Annotated in this window: 15 protein-coding genes; 12 read left to right on the top strand and 3 right to left on the bottom strand. The window is 66.2% G+C overall.

Annotated elements, in window-relative coordinates; all coding sequences use genetic code 11:
* The first annotated feature begins 58 nt into the window (after positions 1–58).
* Entirely contained in the window at positions 59–1,138 is a 1,080-nt protein-coding gene (locus AC1DX2_RS09880; protein ID WP_477196165.1) for a GGDEF domain-containing protein, read from the top strand.
* Between the two features lie 8 nt (positions 1,139–1,146).
* A complete protein-coding gene (locus tag AC1DX2_RS09875) occupies positions 1,147–1,776 on the top strand; it encodes a TOPRIM nucleotidyl transferase/hydrolase domain-containing protein (protein WP_477196164.1) in 630 nt (209 codons plus the stop codon).
* Between the two features lie 46 nt (positions 1,777–1,822).
* Here AC1DX2_RS09875 and AC1DX2_RS09870 read toward each other — a convergent pair whose 3' ends face one another.
* Positions 1,823–4,855 carry an Rne/Rng family ribonuclease gene (locus AC1DX2_RS09870; protein WP_477196163.1) on the bottom strand — a complete coding sequence of 1,011 codons (3,033 nt, stop codon included), beginning with the start codon at positions 4,853–4,855 and terminating at the stop codon, positions 1,823–1,825.
* A 575-nt stretch (positions 4,856–5,430) separates the two neighbouring features.
* On the opposite strand from AC1DX2_RS09870, the gene AC1DX2_RS09865 reads away from it, so the two are divergent.
* The 4 genes from AC1DX2_RS09865 (at position 5,431) to AC1DX2_RS09850 (ending at position 8,600) form a co-directional block, all read left to right on the top strand.
* The gene (locus tag AC1DX2_RS09865) at positions 5,431–6,471 is read left to right on the top strand and encodes an RluA family pseudouridine synthase (protein ID WP_477196162.1); all 1,041 of its coding nucleotides are present in this window, start codon (positions 5,431–5,433) and stop codon (positions 6,469–6,471) included.
* A gap of 76 nt (positions 6,472–6,547) precedes the next feature.
* Positions 6,548–7,216 (top strand): HAD family hydrolase, encoded by a 669-nt coding sequence (locus tag AC1DX2_RS09860; protein ID WP_477196161.1) that lies wholly within the window; start codon positions 6,548–6,550, stop codon positions 7,214–7,216.
* Positions 7,209–7,592 (top strand): Rieske (2Fe-2S) protein, encoded by a 384-nt coding sequence (locus AC1DX2_RS09855; RefSeq protein ID WP_477196160.1) that lies wholly within the window; start codon positions 7,209–7,211, stop codon positions 7,590–7,592. The genes AC1DX2_RS09860 and AC1DX2_RS09855 overlap by 8 nt, the downstream gene beginning before the upstream one ends.
* A complete protein-coding gene (locus tag AC1DX2_RS09850) occupies positions 7,593–8,600 on the top strand; it encodes a S49 family peptidase (RefSeq protein ID WP_477196159.1) in 1,008 nt (335 codons plus the stop codon).
* Positions 8,601–9,107: 507 nt separating this feature from the next.
* Here the strand turns inward: AC1DX2_RS09850 and AC1DX2_RS09845 are convergent.
* Both AC1DX2_RS09845 and AC1DX2_RS09840 read right to left on the bottom strand, forming a co-directional pair.
* Positions 9,108–9,809: an SAM-dependent methyltransferase gene (locus tag AC1DX2_RS09845; RefSeq protein ID WP_477196663.1), complete on the bottom strand. Its 702-nt coding sequence runs from the start codon at positions 9,807–9,809 to the stop codon at positions 9,108–9,110.
* Positions 9,810–9,883: 74 nt separating this feature from the next.
* Complete coding sequence (locus AC1DX2_RS09840; protein ID WP_477196158.1) at positions 9,884–10,489, bottom strand: Maf family nucleotide pyrophosphatase; 606 nt, start codon at positions 10,487–10,489, stop codon at positions 9,884–9,886.
* 25 nt (positions 10,490–10,514) lie between these two features.
* Between AC1DX2_RS09840 and AC1DX2_RS09835 the strand changes: the two genes are divergently transcribed.
* From AC1DX2_RS09835 to fabG, 6 genes are all read left to right on the top strand, one after another.
* Positions 10,515–11,063: a YceD family protein gene (locus tag AC1DX2_RS09835; RefSeq protein ID WP_477196157.1), complete on the top strand. Its 549-nt coding sequence runs from the start codon at positions 10,515–10,517 to the stop codon at positions 11,061–11,063.
* Between the two features lie 220 nt (positions 11,064–11,283).
* Positions 11,284–11,466, top strand: coding sequence for a 50S ribosomal protein L32 (gene rpmF, locus AC1DX2_RS09830; protein WP_087496852.1), 183 nt, complete (start codon positions 11,284–11,286; stop codon positions 11,464–11,466).
* Between the two features lie 99 nt (positions 11,467–11,565).
* The gene (gene plsX / locus AC1DX2_RS09825; RefSeq protein WP_477196156.1) at positions 11,566–12,618 is read left to right on the top strand and encodes a phosphate acyltransferase PlsX; all 1,053 of its coding nucleotides are present in this window, start codon (positions 11,566–11,568) and stop codon (positions 12,616–12,618) included.
* Positions 12,619–12,620: 2 nt separating this feature from the next.
* Positions 12,621–13,598: a beta-ketoacyl-ACP synthase III gene (locus tag AC1DX2_RS09820; protein ID WP_477196155.1), complete on the top strand. Its 978-nt coding sequence runs from the start codon at positions 12,621–12,623 to the stop codon at positions 13,596–13,598.
* 69 nt (positions 13,599–13,667) lie between these two features.
* On the top strand, positions 13,668–14,624 hold the full coding sequence (gene fabD / locus AC1DX2_RS09815) for an ACP S-malonyltransferase (RefSeq protein WP_477196154.1): 957 nt from the start codon (positions 13,668–13,670) through the stop codon (positions 14,622–14,624).
* 1 nt (position 14,625) lies between these two features.
* The gene (gene fabG / locus AC1DX2_RS09810; RefSeq protein WP_477196153.1) at positions 14,626–15,375 is read left to right on the top strand and encodes a 3-oxoacyl-ACP reductase FabG; all 750 of its coding nucleotides are present in this window, start codon (positions 14,626–14,628) and stop codon (positions 15,373–15,375) included.
* Positions 15,376–15,452 lie beyond the last annotated feature (77 nt).

Here is a 15,452-nt window from a genome sequence, read left to right as displayed (position 1 = left end):
GGCTTCTGTTCACGCTATTGCTGTTGCGGGGTAAAGGCAATCACCCTATCATGGTTGAATGGCAACCCTGATCGAACACATCATCAAGCTCAGCGACCACCGTGACCGTGATCTGCTGGAGTTGACCGTGGCCAAGGCCCTGGTGGATCTGCTGCGCATACAGCGCGTGGTGATTGCCAAGGTGGTGAATGAGGAGGGTGAGCGGCGCTGGCTGGAACTGGCCACGCTGGACGCCAAGGGCGGTGGCAAGGTGACGGACCCGCTGCGCGCCGACTTCAAGAGCTTGAAGCCGCTGGACGACATGAAGGACCGGTGCAGTTGCATCCAGTCGCGCGAGCCGGTGGAGATCGCCTGGGCTGGGCCCGATGGCCCGCGCATCACGTATTTCCCGCTCTATTCCGACACCCGCTCGGACGATCAGGGCGTGATCGAGGTGCATTCGGGCGGGGCGCTGAATTACGACGAGGTGCAGGTCATCACGCAGGTGCGCCACCTGTACCGCAACATGTACACGCTGCTGGAGTACAGCGACCGCGATCCTCTGACCGGCCTGCTGAACCGCAAGTCGCTGGACGACGCCTTCTACAGCGCCATCCTGGCCGAGTACGACGGCGTGGTGCCCTTGCCCAAGACCCAGGTGGCCGACGCCGCGGTGGACCCCGAACAGGAGCGCCGCCACCGCCTGCCGCCCAACTACTGGCTGGGCATGGTGGGGGTGGACAACTTTGGCGTCATCAACGACAAGAACGGCCACCTGATCGCCGAAGAGGTGCTGCTGCTGGTGGCCCGGGTGCTGAACAACACCTTCCGCACGCACGACCGCATCTACCGCTTCGGTGGCGAATACTTCGTGGTGCTGTTCTTCTGCCCGGACGAGGCGCTGGCATTGGGCGCCTTCGAGCGGCTGCGCGCCAACATCGAGAAATTCAACTTCCCCCAGGCCGGGCGCGTGACCATCAGCGCCGGCTTCACCAACATCCTGTCCGACGATTCGCCCAGCACCGCGCTGGAGCGTACCGAGCAGGCGGTGGTGTTCGCGCAGAAGAGCGGCCGCAACAAGGTCTGCAGCCACCTGGAGCTGGTGCGCAAGGGCTTGTATGGCGAGGTGCCGCGCGTTGGGAGCGTGGACGTTTTCTAGGCCCTGGCATGCATGAGCCGGCGGCTGGCGTGCGCCCGCCGTTGACGCCGGCACAGGCCTGCCAATGGGTTACCCGCGTCAAAGGCCATGCCGCCACCCTGGTGGAAGGCTGGAGCGACCAGGCCGCTGTGGAAACGCTGGCCAGACGCCGTGGCCGAAAACTCGATGACGAAGGCGTCTGTGTGCTGGCCATGGGCGGCGTCACCAACATCGACAAGTTTCTCCAGGTCCTGGGGCCGCAGGGACTCAACCTCCGCCTGGCCGGCTTGTGCGACGTGGCTGAGGAACCGCTGGTGCGGCGCGCGCTGCAGCGGATGCGGCCAGGTGAGCATGTCGACCAATGCCAGATGGCGTCACTGGGCTTTTTTGTGTGTGACATCGACCTGGAGGATGAGTTGATACGGGCACTGGGCGCACCGGCTGTGGAGGCAGTGGTCGAGGCTGAGGGCGAGCTGGCGTCTTTCCGCAAATTTCAACAGCAACCGGCTCAGGCCGGCCGCAGCCTGGAGGCGCATTTGCATCGCTTCATGGGCACCCGTGCCGGGCGCAAGATCCGCTACGGTGAACTGCTGGTGCAAGCCTTGCCGCTGGCCAAAGTGCCTGCACCGCTGGATCGCGTGCTGGCCCATCACCCATGAAAAAAGGCACCCTCGGGTGCCTTTTCGTTGCCTGCAGCGGCAGTGTTTACTGCGCCGGCGTCTGCTGCTCAAACGGCAGCGTCATGTTGCGCAGGTCGCGCTTGGTTTCCACCAGCACCAGCTCGCGCTCGTCGATGACCACCGCAGGGGGGCGCTCGCGCGGCACGTGCAAGGGCTTGGGTTCGGCAGCGATGGCGGCCTGGGCGGCAGCGATCTTGTCGGTGTCCGAATTCACCCATTGCAAACCGGAGGAGGAGGCCACCTGCGCCAGATCGGTCACCGGCAGCACGAAGCTCTGCACCTTGGGCAACTCGCGCGACGCCGTGGCCGGTGCTGGTGCCGAGCTCGTGGCCGCTACCGGTGCCGGGCTGGGTGCCGGCGTGGCAGCAACGACGATGGGCTCAGCGGCCGGGCGGTAGACCGGGCTGGGCACAGGCTGGGCCTGCTCGGCCACCGGGGCACTTGCGTCGCCATGGGCCAGCGTTTCCGCCGCAGCGCCATCCGCGCCTTCGGTGCGCGGGCCACGGGGTTCGCGGTCGCCACGCTCGCTGCGCTCACCACGTTCACCGCGCTCGCCACGGTTGCGGCCACCACGCTCGCCGCGCGGGCGGCGTTCACGGGTTTCGCCGTTGCCACGGTTGTCGGCGCTGTTGCCGTCGACCTGGGCCGTGTTGTCGGTGGGCTGCGCGGTCAGTTGCTCGCCTTCAGCCGGTGGCAGCAGGCTTTGCTGTGCCATGTCGGTGTTGGCATCCTGGCGCGGCGGGCGTTGTTGCTCGTCGTCACGGCGCGGGCCGCGTTCGCCGCGGTTGCGGCCGCCGGATTCGCCACGCCCCTCGTCCGGGCGGTCGGCTCGGCCCTCGCCACGGTTGTCCCCACGGCCGTCACCGCGTTCGGTGCGCTCACCGCGGGCTTCGTTGCGCGGTTGTTCGCCGCGGCCTTCCGGGCGTTGCTCGCCGCGCTCGCTGCGTTCACCCCGGTCGTTGCGGTTGCGCTCGCCGCGGCCACCGCGTTCGCCCCGTTCGGAGCGCTCGCCATTGCCGCGCGGCGGGCGTTGCTCGCCGCGTGCCTCGGTCTTGCCGGCTTCGCCGGTCGGGTTGGCGTCAGCGCGGGCTTGGCCCTCGCCGCGCGGCGGACGGTCGGCGCGGTCACCGCGCTCGCCGCCACGGCCGCCACGGCCACTGCGGTTGCCGCGGCCATCGCCACGGCCGCCTTCGCGTGCACCGTCACCACGACCACGTTCGCCGCTGCGCTGAGCGCCACGGCCTTCCGGCTTGTCGCCACTGCTGCTGGTGGCCTGTGCGGCCACCGGTGCGGGCTTGACCTCGGGGGTGCTGCCGAACAGGCCCTTGAGCCAGCCCATGAAGCCTTTTTCCGCCGGAGCAGGTGCTGCCACCACCGGGGCGGGTGCCCGGGCCGGGGCGGCGGCCGGTTGTGCCTTGGGCTCTGCCGGCGGCTTGGGCACGGCCACCGGGGCCGGCGCGTCGGGCAGCACGCCCTTGATGATGGGCGTCTGCTTGTTGGTGGGCTCTTGCGAACGGCGCGTCACGGCGGTGGGGTCTTCCACCTCTTCGGCCATCTTGTAGCTGACTTCCATGCCGTCCAGGCGCGGGTCGTCGTGCTTCAGCCGCTCCAGGCGGTAGTTGGGGGTCTCCAGCGTCTTGTTGGGCACCATCAGCACGCTGATGCGCTGTTTCAACTCGATCTTGGCGATTTCGGTGCGCTTCTCGTTCAGCAGGAAAGACGCCACTTCCACCGGCACCTGGCACAGCACGGAAGCGGTGTTGTCCTTCATGGACTCTTCCTGGATGATGCGCAGGATCTGCAGCGCCGAGCTTTCAGTGTCGCGGATGTGGCCGGAGCCGCCGCAGCGCGGGCAGGGGATGGAGGCGCCCTCAGACAACGCCGGGCGCAGGCGCTGGCGGCTCATTTCCATCAGGCCGAACTTGCTGATGGTGCCGAACTGCACGCGTGCGCGGTCTTGCCGCAGCGCGTCGCGCAGGCGGTTTTCGACGTCGCGGCGGTTGCGGCTTTCTTCCATGTCGATGAAGTCGATGACGATCAGGCCACCCAGGTCGCGCAGGCGCATCTGGCGCGCCACTTCTTCAGCGGCTTCCAGGTTGGTGCGGGTCGCGGTCTCTTCAATGTCGCCGCCACGGATGGCGCGCGCCGAGTTCACGTCCACCGACACCAGCGCTTCGGTGTGGTCGATCACGATGGCGCCGCCGCTGGGCAGTTGCACGGTGCGGGCGTAAGCCGATTCGATCTGGTGCTCGATCTGGAAGCGCGAGAACAGCGGTGCGTCGTCGCGGTAACGCTTGACGCGGGCGGCATGCTCGGGCATCACGTGCGCCATGAACTGCTGCGCCTGGTCGTACACGTCGTCGGTGTCGATCAGGATGTCGCCGATGTCGTTGTTGAAGTAGTCACGGATCGCGCGGATGACCAGCGACGATTCCTGGTAGATCAGGTAGGCGCCCTTGCCGCCCTTGGCCGCGCCGTCAATGGCGTTCCACAATTTGAGCAGGTAGTTCAGGTCCCACTGCAGTTCGGGCGCACTGCGGCCGATGCCGGCGGTGCGCGCGATGATGCTCATGCCGTTGGGGTATTCCAGCTGGTCCAGCGTTTCCTTCAGCTCGGCCCGGTCGTCGCCCTCGATGCGGCGCGACACGCCGCCGCCGCGCGGGTTGTTGGGCATCAGCACCACGTAGCGGCCGGCCAGCGACACAAAGGTGGTCAGCGCCGCGCCCTTGTTGCCGCGTTCTTCCTTTTCGACCTGGACCAGCAGTTCCTGGCCTTCCTTGATGGCATCCTGGATGCGCGCCTGGCTGACCGACACGCCTTGCGCGAAGTAGCTGCGCGAGATTTCCTTGAACGGCAGGAAGCCGTGGCGGTCTTCGCCGTAGTCGACGAAGCAGGCTTCCAGTGACGGCTCCACGCGGGTCACCACCGCCTTGTAGATATTGCCCTTGCGTTGTTCGCGGCCTTCGACCTCGATCTCGTAATCCAGCAGTTTTTGGCCATCCACGATGGCCAGGCGGCGCTCTTCGGTTTGCGTCGCGTTGATCAGCATCCGTTTCATCGGTAGCATCCTTCCTCATTGCCGGAGCTTGCCCGCCTGCTTAGGGTTGCGGCGGGCTGGCCCGGTCGCCTTATGGCGATTTTTTACCTGCTCTTGACGAGCACAGATGCCGGAACCAACAGTTTGAAACGAGGAGGAATGCCGATTCGCCCGCTGCTCAAATCATGAGCCGCGGGGTAGGCGCGTGGATGGGGGCGAGGGGATGCCGTTGTGGGTGCGCGGCCTGTAGGGCTGCGCGGGATGCCCGTGGGTAGGGCGGGATGAGCCGATCGATGCCGGGGCACAGCGCAAAAAACAGGCGCTGCAGGCATACAAGAATCAGGCTCATCAACACAAACATCTCGCTTTGGTCCGTTTGCAAGCCGTGTGGGGCTGCAAACTTGTATTCCGTAACAGTGTTTCAAATCGTCAGCTCGTCCGTCCCCTGGGGCAGGCCACCGCAAGCATTTGGCTTGGGGTCTGCGTGCGCCCGGAATCGGCGGCATCGACCTTTGTCCCAGCGCGGTGCCGCTTGGCAAGGGTTTGGTGCACTGGACTAAACTCCAGCCAAATCAAACACTTACGGCACATCGCTAGTGAAGCACATTATAGGGGCCAAAGCGCCTGCGCCAACACCCGAGGTGAAAACCGTACGGGTAGAGCCGGACGACGCCGGCCAGCGCCTGGACAATTTCCTGCTGCGCCAGTTGAAGGGCGTGCCCAAAACCCACGTCTATCGCATCATTCGCAGCGGTGAGGTGCGCGTCAACAAGGGCCGGGCCGGGGCCGACACGCGCCTGGAAGCCGGGGACATGGTGCGGGTGCCACCGGTGCGGATTTCTGAACGTGTTGCAGAAAAAGCACAGGCCATGGCGGAAGGGGCCGCCAACTTCGTGCCGGGCCGGGAGTTTCCGGCCTTGCTGGAAGACGAGCAGGTGCTGGCGATCGACAAGCCGGCTGGGGTGGCGGTGCACGGCGGCTCGGGCATCAGCTTTGGCGTCATCGAGCAGCTGCGCATGGCGCGGCCGCAGCAGAAGTTCCTGGAGCTGGTGCACCGGCTGGACCGCGAAACCAGCGGCATCCTGCTGGTGGCCAAGAAGCGCAGCGCGCTGAACCAGCTGCAGGACCAGTTTCGCGAGCGCGAAACCGGCAAGACCTACCTGGCGTTGGTGTCAGGCCAGTGGCCGGCCAACAAGAAGGTGCTGGACAAACCGCTGCACAAGTACCTGCTGGCCGACGGTGAGCGCCGCGTCAAGGTGGTGGCCAAGGACGATCCGGACGGCATGAAGTCGGTCACGCTGGTCAAGCTGGCCAAAGTGCTGGCATTGCCGGCGGCGATGGCCAAGGCACTGGGGGGGCTCAGCCAGGCGTCGCTGTTGGAGGTGACCATCAAGACCGGCCGCACCCACCAGATACGCGTGCACCTGGCCAGCGAGGGCCACGCCATCCTGGGTGACGACAAGTACGGCGATTTCGAGTTGAACAAGGCGTTGCAACGGCAGGGCTTGAAGCGCATGTTCCTGCACGCCTGGCGCCTGCAGTTCACCCACCCGCACAGCGGCGAGCGGGTGCAGCTGCAGGCTGAGTTGCCGCCGGCCCTGCAGGCCTTTGTTGAGGCTTGCACGCCAGGGGCTTGACCCGGCCACTGCACCCGGGGTGTGCAGCCGTGGCACACTTGCCGGATGTCGCGCGGCGACGCTGAACAGGCCTTTCATGACCTCTGAGCCACCTCTGCAATTCGACCTGATCGCCTTCGACTGGGACGGCACGCTGTTCGATTCCACCACCGTGATCACCCGCTGCATACAGCAGGCGGTGCGTGACGTCGGCGGCAGCGTGCCGAGCGACAAGGATGCCGCCTATGTGATTGGCATGGGGCTGATGCAGGCGCTGGCGCACGCCGCGCCCGACGTGCCGCAGCACAAGTACCCGGAACTGGGTGCGCGCTACCGCCACTACTACGAGCAGCATCAGAACGACATCTGCCTGTTCGACGGCGTGCTGGCCATGCTGGCGGTGCTGAAAGGCCGCGGCCACAAGCTGGCCGTGGCCACGGGAAAAAGCCGTCGCGGGCTGGACGAGGCGTTGCAGTCGGCCCAGCTCAAGGGGGTGTTCGACAGTTCGCGCGCGGCCGATGAGACCGCCGGCAAGCCGCACCCGCGCATGCTGCATGAGCTGATGGAACAGTTTGGCGTCACGCCGCAGCGCACGCTGATGGTGGGCGACACCACACACGACCTGCAAATGGCGCTGAACGCCCGTTGCGCCAGCGTGGGCGTCAGCTACGGCGCCCATGAGCCGGATGCCTTCCACGCCTTGCAGCCGCGCTTCGTTGCCCACACGGTGCCCGAGCTGCACGACTGGTTGGTGACCCATGGGTGAGCCGGACCCGCAAGGCCAGCAGATCGCGCTGTGCAATTCGGGCGATCTGGTGAACGGCGGCCGGGCGGTGTCGTTCGACGTCATGTATTGCGGCATGAGTTGCCGCGCCTTCGCGGTGCGGCACGATGACCAGGTGCAGGCCTACCTGAACCGCTGCACCCATGTGGCGATGGAGATGGACTACCAGCCCGACCAGTTTTTCGACATGACCGGCCGCTTCCTGATTTGCGCCACGCATGGCGCCGTCTACAGCCCACGCACCGGCGACTGCCGGGGCGGCCCCTGCCGGGGCGGCCTGGTCAAGATAGCCCTGACCGAGCGCGATGGTGTGGTGCACTGGCATACTGCGCTGCATCTGCAACCCCTTGAGTTTTGAATGTCTGATGACCCGTTTGGCCAGGCCCCGGCGCCGCAACCCGCCCCCCAGCCCGTGAGCAAGCCCGGCGACCCGCCCGGTTCCCACTGGGAGCGCACGCTGCTGGAAAAGCTGGCGTTCGCCACGCTGGAGGAGCAGCGCGCCACCCGGCGCTGGCGCACCTTCGTACGGCTGGCCTGGCTGGCGTTTTTCGCCGCGCTGCTGTGGGTGGCTTTGAGTCGGGGCAGCGGCACGGCCGCCAACACCAGCACGCCGCACACGGCACTGGTGGAAGTCAAGGGCGAGATCGCCCCGGGCGCGGATGCCAGCGCCGACACCATCCTGGCCGCCGCCCGCGCCGCGTTTGAAGATGCCAACACCCAGGCGGTGGTGCTGCTGATCAACTCACCCGGCGGCAGCCCGGTGCAGGCCGGCATCATCAACGACGAGATCAAGCGGTTGAAGGCCAAGCACGGCAAGCCGGTGTACGCGGTGGTGGAGGAGACCTGCGCGTCGGCGGCCTACTACATCGCCGTGTCGGCCGACAAGATCTTCGTCGACAAGGCCAGCATCGTGGGCAGCATCGGCGTGCTGATGGATGGCTTCGGCTTCACCGGGCTGATGGAGAAACTGGGCGTGGAGCGCCGGCTGTTGACGGCCGGCGAGAACAAGGGTTTCCTGGACCCATTCAGCCCGCAGACCGACAGGCAGCGCGTCTATGCCCAGGCCATGCTGGACCAGATCCACCGCCAGTTCATCGACGTCGTGAAGACCGGGCGCGGCAAGCGCCTGAAGGAGGCTCCCGAGACCTTCAGCGGCCTGTTCTGGAACGGCCAGCAGGCGGTGGCCATGGGCCTGGCTGACCAGCTGGGCAACCTGGACTACGTGGCGCGCGAAGTGGTCAAGGCCGAGGAGATCGTCGACTACACCCGGCGCGACAACGTGGCCGAGCGCCTGGTCAAGCGATTTGGCGCCGCCATGGGCGAGGGGGCGGTGCGGGCGATGAAGAGCGTGCCGGCGATTCGCTGACCAGCTCGTTCTCCAACCGTCCGGGCTGAGCCGCCCATCAAGCTGGCGCCGCACGTACCCGGTAGACGAGCGCACCGGGCGTCCGTAGCCGGACTGCCTTCGGACCTCGCGCAGATGACGCGTTTGGCTCGGTGGATTGGCTGGCGCGACCGTCATAGCCTGTGCGCGTGACTCTGCAGCATGCGCGAATGCCTGCGGCAACCCGGCTACAGTCACCCGGCACGCCTGCGTGTTTTGGACCCTAGAGGTTGACGAAACCCTCTGTCCAATGGTCCACATCCATCGCGTACGCGTCGAGGTAAAACCCCTTAACGCGATCCTCGCAGCCTTGACGGACCTCGGGAAACTCCTTGAATCCCGGGTGCGAAACGAGGCGCGCAACCGCGGCCAACGCTGATTCGCGTGAACGGTAGACGCCAATGAATTTGATGTCTTCCTCTCTGCCAGCAAGGAGGTGAAGGTGTTGGAGCACAAACACATTGTTCATCTGGCCATCCCCGTGTCGCGCTAGCGCCCAATCGCAAACACCGCCGGTGTGTCGTTCCCCGGCGCCCAGCCAGGCTGCTGCTTCCAGCTTTTCGCCGTCGCGCTGTGGTTGCGGGCCGCTGCCAGCGTCAACCCGGCGCTGACGGCCAGCCGGGTGTTGTGTTGCAGGGTTTGCAGCAGCGCTTGCAGCAGTGCGGCGTTGCGATAAGGCGTTTCTATGAACAGCTGGGTCTGGCCGGTTTTCAACGCCAGGGCCTCCAGTTCACGTATGCGGCTGGTGCGGGCGGCCGCGTCTTGGGGCAGGTAACCCACAAAGGCGAAGTTCTGGCCGCTCAGGCCGCTGGCGGCCAGCGCCAGCAGCAAGGAAACCGGGCCGACCAGCGGCAGCACTTGCAAGCCCAGGTCGTGGGCCGCGCGCACGACGGACGATCCCGGGTCGGCCACGGCCGGCATGCCGGCCTCGCTGAGCAGGCCCATGTCGTGCCCGGCCAACGCCGGCGCCAACAGGGGTTTGGCGTCGAAGCTGCCGCCGTGGTCGCCTTTCTTGTGCACCTCGCGCGGCAATTCCTGCAACGCCATTTCCTGCATGGAGCAGGCCAACGGCGTCACTTCATGGATACGCTTCAGGTAGGCGCGCGCCGTCTTGGCGTTTTCGCACACCCAGTGCTGCAGTTTGGCCGCGGTTTCCAGCGTGTGCAACGGCAGCACATCCTGCAAAGGCATGGCCGCGTCGCAGCCAAAATCCAGTGGCGCCGGCACCAGGAACAGGCGGCCGCGTGCGGCCTCAAGGGGCGCGGTCACGCGGCCTCACCCGGCACTGGCAGGCCGGCCGCGCGCAGCAGCCGGCAGGTGCGTATCAGCGGCAGGCCCACCAGCGCGGTGGGGTCGTCGCTGAGTATGGCGTCCAGCAGTGCGATGCCCAGGCCCTCGCTCTTGGCACTGCCGGCGCAGTCATAGGGCTGCTCGGCGCGCAGGTAGTGCTCGATTTCGGCATCGCTCAGGTCGCGGAACTTCACCTGCACCGGCGCCAGGTCGCTGGCGACAAAGCCGGTTTCCCGGCATACCACCGACAGCGCGGTCTGGAACACCACGGTGCGCCCGCGCATCTGGCGCAGTTGTGCGGTGGCGCGCTCATGGTTGCCGGGCTTGCCCAGCGGCTGGCCTTCCAAGTCAGCCACCTGGTCCGAACCGATGACGATGGCCTGCGGAAAGCGTGTTGCCACCGCCTGGGCCTTGGCCAAGGCCAGGCGGCGCGCCAGGTCCACCGGCGCTTCGCCGGGCAGCGGCGTCTCGTCCACGTCGGGGGCGGCGACCTCGAAGGGCAGGCGCAGCCGGCCCAGCAGTTCACGGCGGTAGACGGAGGTGGAACCCAGCACCAGCGGGCGTTGAATCGTGTCAGGCATGCCGCGATTCTCTTACACTGGCGGCATGACGCACGAGACGCACGCTTTCCGGCTGGATGTACAGTCGTTCGCCCGCACCGCCGGGCATGTGGCGGCGGGCGATCTGCTGTCCAAGTACGAGCGGCTGATGCTGGAGACCCAGGGCCTGGGCGCCAGCAACCTGGTGAACTGGGCGGCCCAGGGTGAGTTGCGCCATGACGCCAGCGGCGGCGAGCAGACCTGGCTGCACCTGGAGGTGGACACCACCTTGCCGCTGACTTGCCAGCGTTGCCTGGGGCTGGTGGACTGGCCGCTGGCGGTGCGGCGCTCGTTCCGCTTCGTCGCCAGCGAGGAATCCGCCGAGCAGCAAGACGAGGAGGCCGAAGAAGACGTGCTGGCTGTGCAGCCCGATTTCGACCTGCGCCAGCTGATAGAAGACGAGTTGCTGATGGACCTGCCCGTGGTGCCGCGCCACGACACCTGCCCCACCGAGGTCAAGCTGGCGGTGGCGGACGCCGATTTCGAGGAGAAATTGGCCGAAAAGCCCAATCCCTTCGCGGTGTTGCAGCAGTTGAAAAAGGGCAAGCCCGAATGAGGGCACGCCATGCCGCAGGCCTGGGCGGCGCCCGATGATCGCCCGCAGCAGCCGAATTGAACAAAATCAATAAGTTAGGCTATAATTGAAGGCTTCGCACGGAAACGCACCGCGCGCATTCAGACCAACCCATTAACCCAGTGGCCCCGCCGGGCGCCCGAACAAGGCGCAACAAGTGCAACAGCACCCCGGCGCGGCACAGAAACCTTAGGAGCCTGCCATGGCCGTCCAACAGAACAAGAAGTCGCCTTCCAAGCGCGGTATGCACCGTTCGCACAATGCACTGAACGTGCCCGGCATCGCCGTGGAACCCACCACCGGCGAAACCCACCTGCGTCACCACATCAGCCCGACCGGCTTTTACCGTGGCCGCAAGGTGCTGAAGACCAAGTCTGAAGCCTGACACAGGCATTCACCGCACCAAGCCCGAAGCTGCAGCAGGCTGTAGCGTCGGGCTTTGTCATTTGCGGCGCACGCATTTGCGCTACATTGCGGGTCTCAGATGATCACGATTGCCGTTGACTGCATGGGGGGTGACCACGGTCCCTCCGTCACCCTGCCTGCCTGCCGGACTTTCCTGGAGCGCCACGCGGATGCCCAGCTGTTGCTGGTGGGCCTGCCCGACAGCCTGGCCGGCTTTTCCCACCCACGTGCCCAGCTGGTGAATGCCAGCGAGGTGGTGGGCATGGACGACCCGCTGGAAGTGGCGCTGCGCCGCAAGAAGGACTCGTCCATGCGCATTGCCGTGGAGCAGGTCAAGAGCGGCGTGGCCCAGGCGGCCGTGTCGGCCGGCAACACCGCCGCGCTGATGGCCATTTCCCGTTATGTGCTGAAAACGCTGGACGGCATAGACCGCCCGGCCATTGCCGCGCAGATTCCCAACGCCAAGGGAGGCGCCACAACGGTGCTGGACATGGGCGCCAACGTGGACTGCACGGCCGAACACCTGTTCCAGTTTGCCGTCATGGGCTCGGCCCTGGTGTCGGTGCTCAGCGGCAACGACAACCCCACGGTGGGCCTGTTGAATATTGGCGAAGAAGCCATCAAAGGGAACGAAGTCATCAAAAAAACAGGCGAACTGCTGCGAACTGCCGCCAACGCCGGCGATTTGAATTTTTACGGCAATGTCGAAGGCAACGACATTTTCAAGGGCAGTTCAGACATCGTGGTTTGTGACGGTTTCGTCGGCAACGTGGCGCTTAAAACCAGTGAAGGCCTGGCCACGATGATCGTGGATTTCCTGAAGGCCGAGTTTTCTCGCAATATCTTTACCAAATTTGCCGCTATCGTGGCTTATCCGGTGATATCGGCGCTGAAAAAGCGCATGGATCACCGGCGCTACAACGGCGGCGCACTGCTGGGCCTGCGTGGCCTGGTGTTCAAGAGCCATGGCTCGGCGGACGCCTTGGCGTTCGAGTACGCTTTGCTTCGGGCGTATGATGCAGCCCGTAACAAATTGCTGGACCGCGTCCAGACCCGCATCGCGCATGCGGCCCCCCTGCTGGTCAGCATGGAGCCGGCTGCAGCAGCGGCGCCTGTCGCGGCCACTGTATAAACATGAGACGTTATGCCCGCATCACCGGCACTGGCAGCTACCTGCCGCCGCGCCGCCTGACCAATGCCGACCTGGCGGCCCAACTGGCCGCCAGCGGCGTGGAAACCTCGGACGAATGGATTGTGGAGCGCACCGGCATCCGGGCGCGCCATTTCGCGGCGCCCGACGTGTGCAGCAGCGACCTCGGGCTGGAAGCCGCACGAGCCGCCCTGGCGGCTGCCAAGCTGGCACCCAGTGACATCGACCTGATCATCGTCGCCACCTCCACGCCCGACATGGTGTTCCCGTCCACCGCCTGCATCCTGCAGCACAAGCTGGGTGCGCATGGCGGTGCGGCTTTTGACATCCAGGCCGTGTGCAGCGGTTTCGTCTACGCGCTCAGCGTGGCCGACGCGATGATCCAGACCGGTGCCGCCAACAGGGCACTGGTGGTCGGCGCCGAGGTGTTCTCGCGCATCCTCGATTTCAAGGACCGCACCACCTGCGTGCTGTTCGGCGACGGTGCCGGTGCCGTGGTGCTGGAGGCATCCGAAACCCCCGGTATCCTGGCCAGCGACCTGCACGCCGATGGCAAGCATGTGGGCATCCTGTGCGTGCCGGGCAATGTGTCCGGCGGCCAGATCCTGGGCGACCCATTGCTGAAGATGGACGGGCAAGCCGTGTTCAAGCTGGCGGTGGGCGTGCTGGAAAGCGCCGCCCGCGCCACGCTGGCCAAGGCCGGCAAGACAGAGGCCGACATTGACTGGCTGATTCCGCACCAGGCCAACATCCGCATCATGCAAAGCACAGCCAGGAAGCTGAAGCTGCCCATGGACAAGGTGGTGGTCACGGTCGACCAGCACGGCAACACCTCGGCTGCCTCCATCCCGCTGGCGCTGGACAGCGCGGTGCGCGCCGGAAACGTGAAGCCTGGCCAGCTGCTGATGCTCGAAGGCGTGGGAGGTGGCTTCACCTGGGGCGCGGTGCTGGTTCAGTATTGAACCGACCGCTGTTGTCTGTGGCCTAGCCGCTTGTCAGGCGGTGCCATTTCAATTTATTCTGTTTCTCCCATGAACAACGCATTCGCTTTTGTTTTCCCCGGCCAGGGCTCGCAGTCCGTAGGCATGCTGGACGCCTGGGGCGATCATCCGGTGGTGGCCCAGACCCTGCAAGAGGCTTCAGACGCGCTGGGCGAGGACGTGGCCAAGCTGATCAAAGAGGGCCCGAAGGAAGCGCTGGCACTGACCACCAACACCCAGCCGGTGATGCTGGTGGCGGCGGTGGCGGCCTATCGCGTGTGGATGTCCGAAGTGGGGCAGGCGCCCGCAGCGGTGGCCGGCCACTCGCTGGGCGAGTATTCGGCCATGGTGGCTGCCGGCGTGCTGAGCCTGGCGCAAGCGGTGCCGCTGGTGCGCTTGCGTGCCCAGGCCATGCAGCAGGCGGTGCCTGTGGGCGTGGGCGCCATGGCCGCCGTGCTCGGGCTGGAGGCGGCCAAGGTGGTGGCCGGCTGCGCAGAGGTGACAGCCGGTTTTGGCGCCGGTTCGATCGAGGTGGTGGAAGCCGCCAATTTCAACGACCCGGGTCAGACTGTGATCGCTGGCAGCAAGGCCGCCGTGGACAAGGCCTGCGAGGTGCTGAAGGCCGCGGGCGCCAAGCGCGCGCTGTTGCTGCCGGTGTCCGCGCCGTTCCACTCCAGCCTGATGAAGCCAGCTGCCGAAGCGCTGAAGGCCCGGCTGGAAGAGCTGGAATTCGGCGCGCCGCAGATTGCGCTGATCAACAACATCGACGTCGCCGTGGAGGTGGATGCCGACCGTATCCGCGATGCGCTGTACCGCCAGGCCTTCGGCCCGGTGCGCTGGGTGGAATGCGTGCAGGCCATCAAGGCACGCGGCCTGACCACGCTGGTGGAATGCGGCCCGGGCAAGGTGCTGGCCGGACTGGTCAAGCGCATCGATGGCGAGCTGAGCGGCGCGGCGCTGTTCGACCCGGCCAGCCTCGCCGATGTGAAGCAATTGTTGGGAGCCTGACGTGTCCGAAATCAAATTCAACGGCCAGGTGGCCCTGGTCACCGGTGCCTCGCGCGGCATAGGCGCGGCCATCGCGCAGGAACTGGCCCAGCAGGGCCTGAAGGTGGTGGGCACGGCCACCAGCGAGCCGGGCGCGGCCAAGATCACGGCCGCATTGGCGGCCTTTCCCGGCTGCGCTGGCCGCGTGCTGGACGTCAACGACGCCGCCGGCGTGGACATGCTGGTGAACGCCGTCATCAAGGAGTATGGTGGCTTGCAGGTGCTGGTCAACAATGCCGGCATTACCCGCGACACCCTGGCCATGCGCATGAAGGACGAGGACTGGGACGCCGTGGCCGACACCAATCTGAAGGCGGTGTTCCGCATGAGCCGCGCGGTGATGCGCCAGATGATGAAGCAGCGCTACGGCCGCATCATCAGCATCACCTCGGTGGTCGGTGCCAGCGGCAACCCGGGCCAGGCCAACTATGCCGCCGCCAAGGCCGGCGTGGCCGGCATGACGCGCGCGTTGGCGCGCGAGCTGGGTTCGCGCAGCATCACCGTCAATTGCGTGGCGCCGGGCTTCATCGAGACCGACATGACCGCGTCGCTGCCCGAAGAGCAGCAACAGGCCCTGCTGGGCCAGATTCCGCTCGGCCACCTGGGCAAGCCTGCCGATGTGGCGCACGCGGTGGCCTACCTGGCCTCGCCGCAGGCCGGCTACATCACCGGGCAGGAGTTGCACGTCAACGGCGGCATGCACATGTCGTAAGGCGTCATAGAGCTGTGTCACAGTCCGCTGCCGGTTCGTCCGTACGGCAGCATACCGGACAGGCCCTCTGGGCCGGA

Source organism: Hylemonella sp. P2_B10 (assembly GCF_056404875.1).
This window is presented reverse-complemented; position numbering and strand designations above follow the sequence as displayed.

Coding starts and splice junctions, on each gene's coding strand:
- AC1DX2_RS09835 (WP_477196157.1), top strand. CDS start 10,515: ATGACGCACGAGACGCACGCTTTCCGGCTGGATGTACAGTCGTTCGCC.
- rpmF (WP_087496852.1), top strand. CDS start 11,284: ATGGCCGTCCAACAGAACAAGAAGTCGCCTTCCAAGCGCGGTATGCAC.
- AC1DX2_RS09880 (WP_477196165.1), top strand. CDS start 59: ATGGCAACCCTGATCGAACACATCATCAAGCTCAGCGACCACCGTGAC.
- AC1DX2_RS09860 (WP_477196161.1), top strand. CDS start 6,548: ATGACCTCTGAGCCACCTCTGCAATTCGACCTGATCGCCTTCGACTGG.
- AC1DX2_RS09840 (WP_477196158.1), bottom strand. CDS start 10,489: ATGCCTGACACGATTCAACGCCCGCTGGTGCTGGGTTCCACCTCCGTC.
- plsX (WP_477196156.1), top strand. CDS start 11,566: ATGATCACGATTGCCGTTGACTGCATGGGGGGTGACCACGGTCCCTCC.
- AC1DX2_RS09855 (WP_477196160.1), top strand. CDS start 7,209: ATGGGTGAGCCGGACCCGCAAGGCCAGCAGATCGCGCTGTGCAATTCG.
- AC1DX2_RS09870 (WP_477196163.1), bottom strand. CDS start 4,855: ATGAAACGGATGCTGATCAACGCGACGCAAACCGAAGAGCGCCGCCTG.
- AC1DX2_RS09820 (WP_477196155.1), top strand. CDS start 12,621: ATGAGACGTTATGCCCGCATCACCGGCACTGGCAGCTACCTGCCGCCG.
- AC1DX2_RS09850 (WP_477196159.1), top strand. CDS start 7,593: ATGTCTGATGACCCGTTTGGCCAGGCCCCGGCGCCGCAACCCGCCCCC.
- AC1DX2_RS09875 (WP_477196164.1), top strand. CDS start 1,147: ATGCATGAGCCGGCGGCTGGCGTGCGCCCGCCGTTGACGCCGGCACAG.
- AC1DX2_RS09845 (WP_477196663.1), bottom strand. CDS start 9,809: ATGCCTTTGCAGGATGTGCTGCCGTTGCACACGCTGGAAACCGCGGCC.
- fabD (WP_477196154.1), top strand. CDS start 13,668: ATGAACAACGCATTCGCTTTTGTTTTCCCCGGCCAGGGCTCGCAGTCC.